Below are 4814 nucleotides of genomic sequence, written 5' to 3'. Positions count from 1 at the left end.
CGAACTTCCCAGGCCCATTCACAGCTGGTGTCAATCAAGTTATTCCATACGAATTCTTCGCTGGTGACGGTATGTTAACTCGCCTTATCTTGAAAGCATCCGACAAGGCTCCATGGTCAGATAACGGTTCAGCTAAAAATCCCGCTCTCCCACCAGTGGAAAAATTGGGCAAAGGCCTCTACTTCTACGAAGTGGACTTGGCAGGTACCCAAGGTAAATCAGATAAAGAGCTTCTAGACCTCTTGAAACAAAACGGTACTCAAAGTTATAAAGCTACCATCAAAGTTTACGGTGCCAAAGACGGTAAGGCCGATTTGAGCAATCTTGTAGCGACTAAGGATTTGGATGTCAACTTGAACGGCTTAACCACTCCAGCTGAAGTGCAAAAAGGCGTAGCCGACAACACCAAAGATACAGTAGACGTCCCAGCCACTTATCTAGATAAAGCTAATTTCCCTGGACCGTTCACAGCCGGTGTCAACCAAGTCATTCCATATGAATTCTTCGCCGGTGACGGTATGTTAACTCGCCTTATCTTGAAAGCCTCAGACAAGGCTCCATGGTCAGACAATGGTTCAGCTAAAAACCCCGCTCTCCCACCAGTAGAAAAATTGGGCAAAGGCCTTTACTTCTATGAAGTGGGCTTGGCAGGTACTCAAGGTAAATCAGATAAAGAGCTGCTTGACCTTTTGAAACAAAATGGTACACAAAGCTATAAAGCTACCATCAAAGTTTACGGTGCTAAAGACGGCAAGGCCGATCTGAGCAACCTCGTAGCGACTAAAGAATTGACAGTGAACTTGAATGGGTATAAGTCCCTCAATGATATGAAATCTAAAATGCCAGCTGCTAGTCAGGATAAGATGATGCCTAACAAAGAGCAGGACAAAACCATGAATGCTAGCCAGCCTATGGTAACCTCAAGTAAAATGCCAGATGAGGGCAAGATGGCATCTACTAACAAGGTGTCAAGTCCAATGATGGCTGCTCAAATGAAAGACCAAAAAGACATGCTTCCATATACTGGTGAAGCCCAAACATCAATGGCTACTCTTGGATTCTTTGGATTAGCTTTGGCCGGACTTCTAGGTGGACTCGGCTTGAAAGCTAAAAAAGAGGAAAATGACTAGTCTAGTTACAGACTTTCTATCTAGGATTTGAAAAATCCAGATATTGTTTAGAATGTTCGTAAAGAGATAAAAATAGTGTTATACTATTGTGGTATAGCACTGTTTTTTTCAAAGGAGATACAGATGGGAAAGACAATTTTACTCGTTGATGACGAGGTAGAAATCACAGATATTCATCAACGCTATCTGGTTCAGGCAGGATATCAGGTTTTGGTGGCCCATGATGGAGTGGAGGCCTTGGAAATCTTCAAGCGAAAAGCGATTGATTTGATTATTACAGATATCATGATGCCTCGGATGGATGGTTATGACTTGATTAGTGAGGTTCAGTATCAATCTCCAGATCAGCCTTTTCTCTTTATCACGGCTAAGACTAGCGAGCAGGACAAGATTTATGGCCTGAGCTTAGGGGCAGATGACTTTATTGCCAAGCCTTTTAGCCCTCGTGAGCTGGTTTTGCGTGTACACAATATCTTACGTCGCCTTCATCGTGGAGGTGAGACAGAGGTCGTCAGTCTCGGGGATTTACGGATGAATCACGGTAGTCATGAGGTCCAAGTCGGAGATGTGGCGCTTGATTTGACCGTCAAATCCTTCGAACTTCTATGGCTTCTAGCTAGCAATCCAGAGCGAGTTTTTTCTAAGACAGACCTCTATGAAAAGATCTGGCAGGAAGACTATGTGGATGATACTAATACCTTGAATGTTCATATTCATGCTCTGCGACAGGAGTTGGCTAAACATGCTAGTTCAGAAACACCGACCATCAAAACCGTCTGGGGCTTGGGCTACAAAATTGAGAAAGCACGAGGTAGTCAATGAAATTAAAAAGTTATATTTTAGTGGGGTATATCATTTCAACACTCCTAACGATTATCGTGGTTTTTTGGGCCATCCAGCGAATGTTAATTGAAGAAAGAGAAATTTATTTCCTAGTGGGTATGACTCTCGTGGCTAGTTTTATCGGTGCTGGGATTAGTCTCTTTCTCCTATCGCCGGTCTTTACTTCATTGGGCAAACTCAAGGAACATGCCAAGCGGGTAGCGGATAAGGACTTTCCATCAAATCTGGAGGTTCAAGGCCCTGTAGAATTTCAACAATTAGGCCAAGCTTTCAATGAAATGTCCCATGATTTGCAGGCCACCTTTGATTCCTTGGAAGAAAGCGAACGTGAAAAGGGCTTGATGATTGCCCAACTTTCGCATGATATCAAGACCCCTATCACGTCAATCCAAGCGACGGTAGAAGGAATTTTGGATGGGGTTATCAAGGAAGGAGAACAGGACCATTATCTAGCAACCATTGGGCGCCAGACGGAAAGACTCAATAAACTGGTTGAAGAGTTGAATTTTTTGACCCTAAACACAGCTAGAAATCAGGTGGAAATTGCCAGCAAAGACAGCATTTTTCTGGACCAGCTCTTGATTGAGTGCATGAGTGAATTTCAGTTCTTGATTGAGCAGGAGGAGCGAGATGTCCACTTGCAGGTAATCCCAGAGTCTGCTCGGATTGAGGGAGATTATGCCAAGCTTTCTCGTATCTTGGTGAATCTGGTCAATAACGCTTTTAAATACTCTGCTCCAGGAACCAAGCTGGAAGTGGTGGCTAAAGTGGAGAATAACCAGCTTTCAATCAGTGTGACCGATGAGGGACAGGGGATTGCCCCAGAGGATTTGGAGAATATTTTCAAACGCCTTTATCGTGTAGAAACTTCGCGTAACATGAAAACAGGTGGTCATGGCTTAGGACTTGCGATTGCGCGTGAATTGGCCCATCAATTGGGTGGAGAAATTACAGTCAGCAGCCAGTACGGTCTAGGAAGCACCTTTACCCTCCTTCTTAACCTCTCTGGCAATGAAAATAAAGCTTAAAACCCCTTTACAAATCTAGCCATTCATGGTAAAATGGATTTTGTGCGAAATATCAGCAGGAAAGCATGAAGCTCGTCAACAGGTGTCTTATGATAAGTAACCTTGGCTGTTTAGGCGAAGGGCATCTGCACGAATCAGGGCTTTCTAAGTGACTATTTCCACCGAAATATTATTTATATCAGGAGGACATTCACATGTCACGTTATACAGGACCATCTTGGAAACAAGCTCGTCGCCTTGGCCTTTCACTTACAGGTACAGGTAAAGAATTGGCACGTCGTAACTACGTACCAGGACAACACGGACCAAACAACCGTTCTAAATTGTCAGAATATGGTTTGCAATTGGCTGAAAAACAAAAACTTCGTTTTACTTACGGTGTAGGTGAAAAACAATTCCGTAACTTGTTTGTACAAGCTACAAAAATCAAAGGCGGAATTCTAGGTTTCAACTTCATGCTTCTTTTGGAACGTCGTTTGGATAACGTTGTTTACCGTCTTGGTCTTGCGACTACTCGTCGTCAAGCTCGTCAATTCGTAAACCACGGTCACATCCTTGTTGATGGAAAACGTGTTGATATCCCATCATACCGTGTAACTCCAGGTCAAGTGATCTCAGTTCGTGAAAAATCATTGAAAGTTCCAGCTATCCTTGAAGCAGTAGAAGCTACTCTTGGACGTCCAGCATTCGTATCATTCGACGCTGAAAAATTGGAAGGTTCATTGACTCGCTTGCCAGAACGCGACGAAATCAACCCAGAAATCAACGAAGCACTTGTCGTTGAATTCTATAACAAAATGTTGTAATATTTTATTGAATAAGATAGGCTGTAAAGCCTTGATATTAAGCACTTTGGGGCGCTTTCCCTTAGTGCTTTTTTGATTTCTCTTAGTATCCAGCTATAAGTATCTATACGTAACTAGACCGATATAGTTCAAAGTGATATAGTAGTCTAAAGGAGGTGCTACCATGAATGCTTTAGAAAAAAGGCTCTTCATCAACTCACTACAGTTGACAAAGAGCCTTTTTTATTTATGACTACAACAAAGTTCATCCTTAAATGTTTGAAAGTTTACTTCTTTCTTCAATATCATTTTTAATACATTCTTCCAATACCTTTGCATCAACATAGATCACATTCCCAATCATTTTTGCAGGAATATTCATAGACAGTACTTGTAAAGAATACTTTTTAACGAGTGGTTCAAGTTTTGAGCCGTTTATATGGTTGTTAATGGCAGGGAAAATGATATCTTCCCATGAAAATGTGTAGTTATAGATTGTCTTATTAAATCCAAGCTCTCTGACCTTAACTCTATCATGTATGCGAATAAGTTTTACCAGTATATTAATACCATCAATATTCTTAGCTTTATAATTTTCACGTAAGTTTTTAAAAGAAGCATAGTTCTTGAAGGTAAGATAAGCTAGTAGAATAATTAAGATTAAAGGGACAATGCCTTTAGACGTTAGCAAGTCACTTATAGCTGTCAACTTAAAACTAAGTATGAAGTTGATAACAACTGCGTACAAAATAGCTAGTAGTGGCAATTTTACAAATAAAAAAGATTTGTATTTTATCGAAGTAATGGTATTGCTTTCTTTAAATTTTATTTTCATTAATGTTTCTCCTTAAATATTATCAGTTGAAAGAATATAGAGAAAGACTATGTAATGTTAGTTTTATAATAAAACACCCCATCAGCTAGATATTTTTGTCTAACTAATAGGGTGTAAGTCATGAAACGGAATGACCCATTATTTAACCTCTGTAACATACAGCTATTGCTTTAACTAAAACGCTATATTCTGT

5 protein-coding genes are annotated in these 4814 nt (G+C 40.7%); 4 read left to right on the top strand and 1 reads right to left on the bottom strand.

Annotated features, from left to right (window positions below):
* From CBI42_RS10415 to rpsD, 4 genes are all read left to right on the top strand, one after another.
* The coding region (locus CBI42_RS10415; protein WP_142294103.1) for an SSURE domain-containing protein at positions 1–1130 on the top strand (1130 nt) is incomplete at its 5' end.
* Between the two features lie 123 nt (positions 1131–1253).
* The gene (locus CBI42_RS10410; protein WP_094753941.1) at positions 1254–1952 is read left to right on the top strand and encodes a response regulator transcription factor; all 699 of its coding nucleotides are present in this window, start codon (positions 1254–1256) and stop codon (positions 1950–1952) included.
* Entirely contained in the window at positions 1949–3001 is a 1053-nt protein-coding gene (locus CBI42_RS10405; RefSeq protein ID WP_070479518.1) for a sensor histidine kinase, read from the top strand. The genes CBI42_RS10410 and CBI42_RS10405 overlap by 4 nt, the downstream gene beginning before the upstream one ends.
* Positions 3002–3195: 194 nt before the next feature.
* A complete protein-coding gene (gene rpsD / locus CBI42_RS10400) occupies positions 3196–3807 on the top strand; it encodes a 30S ribosomal protein S4 (protein WP_000092756.1) in 612 nt (203 codons plus the stop codon).
* 250 nt (positions 3808–4057) lie between these two features.
* Here the strand turns inward: rpsD and CBI42_RS10395 are convergent, their stop codons facing one another.
* Positions 4058–4621 (bottom strand): hypothetical protein, encoded by a 564-nt coding sequence (locus tag CBI42_RS10395; RefSeq protein WP_094753940.1) that lies wholly within the window; start codon positions 4619–4621, stop codon positions 4058–4060.
* Between the last annotated feature and the right edge of the window lie 193 nt (positions 4622–4814).

Source organism: Streptococcus sp. KR, assembly GCF_002238115.1.
Lineage (GTDB): Bacteria > Bacillota > Bacilli > Lactobacillales > Streptococcaceae > Streptococcus.
The sequence above is the reverse complement of the archived record's forward strand: the minus strand, read 5'-3'. Positions and strand labels throughout refer to the sequence as shown.